Origin of the sequence: Amycolatopsis sp. NPDC059021 (assembly GCF_042739895.1) — a bacterium.
Lineage (GTDB): Bacteria > Actinomycetota > Actinomycetes > Mycobacteriales > Pseudonocardiaceae > Amycolatopsis.
Window position 1 is genome coordinate 5,387 of record NZ_JBHYIQ010000025.1, and the last position, 4,383, is coordinate 9,769.

Annotated in this window: 3 protein-coding genes; all 3 read right to left on the bottom strand. The window is 69.8% G+C overall.

The genetic code is table 11. From position 1 onward, the window contains the following. Positions 1-182 precede the first annotated feature (182 nt). The 3 genes from ACFWX1_RS17110 to ACFWX1_RS17120 all read right to left on the bottom strand — a co-directional run bounded on the left by ACFWX1_RS17110 (position 183) and on the right by ACFWX1_RS17120 (position 4,231). Positions 183-644, bottom strand: coding sequence for a peroxiredoxin (locus tag ACFWX1_RS17110; RefSeq protein WP_378388278.1), 462 nt, complete (start codon positions 642-644; stop codon positions 183-185). Between the two features lie 83 nt (positions 645-727). Beyond that, on the bottom strand, positions 728-2,575 hold the full coding sequence (locus ACFWX1_RS17115; protein ID WP_378388280.1) for an EAL domain-containing protein: 1,848 nt from the start codon (positions 2,573-2,575) through the stop codon (positions 728-730). Between the two features lie 195 nt (positions 2,576-2,770). Next, positions 2,771-4,231 carry a cytochrome P450 gene (locus ACFWX1_RS17120; RefSeq protein WP_378388282.1) on the bottom strand — a complete coding sequence of 487 codons (1,461 nt, stop codon included), beginning with the start codon at positions 4,229-4,231 and terminating at the stop codon, positions 2,771-2,773. Between the last annotated feature and the right edge of the window lie 152 nt (positions 4,232-4,383).

Sequence of the window (4,383 nt, forward strand, 5' to 3'; positions counted from 1 at the left end):
ACCTCACACTCCCGAATAGTATGACTCATTTTTCGCTGTGTTTTTTTTTTACCCCCCCCGCGCGCGGCGCGCCGCCCCCGGGCCCCCCCCCCCCGCGCCCCCCCCCCCCCCCCGACGCATCGGGCAGTACTCACCCGGAAGTCTCAGTGAAGAAACCCCTTGGGGTGCTTGAGGTGCTCACGTCAGGCGACGGCGACGCGCTGCCGCAGCACCGCGAGCGAGCGGTCGCCGTGCAGGCTGAAGTCGTGTTCGTTCCGGATCACCTCGATGATCCGGAACTCGCCGTCGATCACGAACGTGTGCCGCTTGGCACGCGACGGCATCAGCGCCCGCCAGACGCCGAACAGCCGCGCCACCTTACCGTCCACATCGGACAGTAACGGGTAGTCGAAGGCGTTGGCCGCGGAGAAGGCCCGCAGTTTCGTCACCGAGTCGGGGCTGATCCCGACGCGGTGCGCGCCGATCGCCCCGAAGCCGGTCGCGAGGTCACGGAAGTGGCAGGTCTCGGCGGTGCAGCCGCCGGTCATCGCGGCGGGGTAGAAGAACAGCGCGACCGGCCCGCTCGCGAGGAAGTCCGAGAGCGTCCGCGGCGTGCCGTGGTCGTCGGGCAGTACGAAGTCGGGGGCGACGTCTCCGGGGTTCATGGCGGTCCTTTCGCGCTGAGCATGATCCACGTCCGGCATTCGAAGCGGCCGGGTACCCGGATTGGCGCGGCGGAACCCCGGTTTCAGCCCGCGTGGCGCGCGATCAGCTCGTCGACCTCGTCCCCGGTCGCCGAATCGGTGACGAACGGGCCGCGGGCGGCGAGCACGCCGATTTCGCGCAGCCGCGCGGCGTGCTCGTCGGTGCGCACCCCTTCCGCGCCGATCCGCAGCTTGAGTTCCTGCGCCCTGCCGACCAGCCGCTGCAGATGCCGGACGTCGGTCTCGGCGGGGTCGTCGGCGAGCACGTCGATCACCGGGCCGCTGAGGATGACGTGGTTGACCGGCAGCCGGTGGTGCGGGATGAGCTCCAGATCGGCCGAGCCGGACACGGTGAGCACGATCTGCGCGCCGAGGTCGGCCAGCACGGCGAAGGAGTCGAGCACCTCGCCGTGCGGGTCGAGCACCGACGCCGGGTCCGCGCACAGCCGCAGCGCCTTGGCGGGCAGGCCGTGCCTGTCGAGCTGTTCCTTCACCAGCAGCACCAGATCGGGCTCGATGGCGAGCCGGTTCGGGAGCCGTACGCAGACGTCCGGCGCCGCGTCGCCGAAGCGCTCGCGCCAGCGTGCCGTCGCGGCGAGGGACTCGGCCAGCAGCCATTTGCCGAGCGGGATGGTCATCCCGGTGGTCTCGGCGAGCGGGTAGAACTCGTCGGAGTCGAGTTCGCCCTTCTCCGGGTGATTCCAGCGCAGCCCGGCGTTGACCGCGGCGATCTCGTCGGGCCTGGCGAGCTTGACGGTCGGCTGGTAGATCAGCGAGAACTCGCCGTTCTCCAGCGCGCCGGCGAGCACCGCGCCCAGCTGGTAGCGGCCGCGGTCCCGCGCGTCGAGCTCGGGATCGAACAGCATCCACTGCGCCTTGCCCGCCTCCTTCGCGCGGTGCAGCGCGATTTCCGCGGCCCTGGCCAGGTCGGAGGGCTCACAGCCCGCGGTGGGCCGGACGACGATCCCGGCGCTCGCGCTGGCCCCGATGCCGTGCCCGTCGAGGTAGATCGGCTCACGCAGATCGTCCATCGCCTGCTCGACGAGCTGGACGACCGCGTTCGGCGTCAGCTCGCCGTGGAGCAGCACCGCGAACCCGTCACCGGCGAGCCGGGAGACGTGGCCGTCGTAGTGGCCGGTGAAGGCCGCCGAGAGCTTGTTCGCGATGCCGCGCAGGACCTGGTCGCCGACGCCGGCACCGAGTCCGTCGTTGATCACCTTGAAGCCGTCGATGTCGAGGTAGACCAGTGCGACCTGCTCGCCGGTGCCGGTCCCGACGACGGACTCCAGCTTGGTCGTGAACGCGGCGACGTTCGGCAGGCCGGTCAGCGCGTCGTGGACGTTCTGGTGCAGCAGGCGTTCCTGCAGCAGCTGGTTCTCGTGGGCGTCCAGCGCCATCAGCACAGGGAAGACCGTTCCGGCCCGGTCTCCCGGCAGCCGGACGAGGGTGACGTCGGTCCAGAGTGGACCGTCCTTCGCGTGCTCGAGCCGCAGGCGCTCGGTGTACTGCTCGGTGGTGATGCCCAGCTGTGCCAGGCCCGCCCGCAGCCGGGTGGCGTCGTGCTCGCCCGCGCCGAGCTCGCCGAGGTGCTTGCCGCGCAGCAGATCCGGGTTCGTGCCGAGCAGCCTGCCGAACGCGGCGTTGGCCTCGACGACGACGCCGTCGGGATCGGCGAGCGCGATGCCGACCGGCGCGGCCGCGTAGAGCGCGGTGAACCGCCGCAGCGCGCCCTGGTGGGCGGGGTCGAGATGCGGCGCGGCGTCGAGGGCGAAGCGGCGCAGCAGCTGCTCGAGCTCGTCCGGGGGAAGCGTTACTCCTTTGGTGTCGGCCAGCGTCGCGGCCCATCGGCGCGCGACGCTCACCAACCCTGGTGAGCCACCAGGTTCAGGCACACTCCACCTCTTCTTACACGGACTAAGGCCAGCTCAGGCAGGGTGTGGGGAATAACGAACCCACACTAGGTACAAGTTGGCCGCGATTGATGCCACGGCACCATGTGCGAAACGGGGTGTCTACCGGCTGAACGAGTGAACGGTACTACACATCTGGTGATCAGCCGTCACCATGTGTGCCTGATCGTGACACCGCTACCTCGGGTCCAGCTGGACGGGCAGTCCGTCGGCCGGTACCGGCAGGGCGGTGTAGTCCCAGCGCGCGGTGTAGCCGGCGGGCACCGACCAGCGGTAGGCCCGCAGCATCTCGTGCAGCAGCGCCTTGACCTCCAGGCTCCCGAAGTGCAGCCCGATGCACTTGTGCGCCCCGCCGCCGAACGGCATCCAGGCGAACCGGTGCGAGCGGTCCTCGCGGCGTGGCTCGGCGAAGCGCTCCGGATCGAACCGCATCGGGTCGGTCCAGCAGCCGGGGGAGAAGTGGTTGACGGTCGGGGAAACCCCGATCAGCGAGCCCGCCGGGAGGTAATGGCCGAGCACCTCGGTGTCCTTGACCGTCTTGCGTGCCATCGACGGCACCGGCGCGACCAGCCGCAGCGCCTCCTTCATCACCAGGTCCAGGGTTTCCAGTCCCTCCAGCGCTTCGATGCCGGGCACCGTGTCGCCGAGCGCCAGGGACTCCGCGCGGGCGCGTTCCTGCCATTCGGGGAACTTGGCCAGGAAGTACACCATCGCGCTGCTGGTGATCGTCGACGTGTCGTGCGCGGCCATCATCAGGAAGATCATGTGGTTGACGATGTCGGTGTCGGTGAACCGGTCGCCGTCCTCGGTGGTGGCGTGGCACAGCGCGGAGAAGAGGTCGTCGCCGTCGCCTTTCCGCTTGGCGGGGAGGTTTTCGGCGAAGTAGCGCTCCAGCACCTTGCGGCCGTGCAGTCCCGCCGCCCAGCGCCCGCCCGGCACGGGGTAACGCACGATCGCGCTCCCCGCGCGTACGGCGGCGATGAACGCCCGGTTGATCCGCGCGGCGTCGTCCGGGCCGCGCATGTCCATGAACACCCGCGTCGCGACGTCGAGCGTCAGTTGCTTGAGCGCCCAGTACAGCCGGGGACGGGACCGGCCGGACCACGAGGTGACGCCTTCGCGCAGCGTCGGGCCCATCTGGTCGACGTAGCCGCTCAGCCGGGGCCGGGTGAAGGCCTGCTGCATGATCCGGCGGTGCAGGTGGTGCTCGCCGAAGTCCAGCAGCATCAGCCCGCGCTCGAAGAAGTTCTCGATGAAGAACCGCCAGCCCTCCTGCGAGAACGCCTTGTCCTTGTTCACCAGGGCGATCTGGGTGGCCTCGGGCCCGGAGAGCGCGACGATGCGGCGGCCGAAGCCGCCCATGAACGACACCGGCCCGTACATCTCGTAGCGGCGCAGGCCGAACTCGATGCCGAAGCGCATCATCTCCGGGACGTGCCCGACCAGTGGCGGGCCGTCGTCGCCGAGCACCGGTTTCAGTCCGCTGCCCGCGGGCGGCGGCGCCAGCTCGCGGACCGGCCAGCGCGCGTCGAGCCAGCGTTCGTCCACGGTGCGGGGCAAGGGAATCGACGACAGCGGCGGTACGCGCTCGCGCAGTGCTTCGGTGACCTTCCCGACCGTGCTCACCATCGTCACCATCTCCTCGCCGAGACCGTCGTCCTCCTACCGTCCTGCATTGTTGGCAACTTGACAACACCTGCGGTCAACTTCGCCTGAAAGTGCGCCCCAAGGTGGCGTTCGGCGGTGGTCCGTGGGGGCCTCCTTGAGAGACCCAGGGTCCCTCAAGGAGG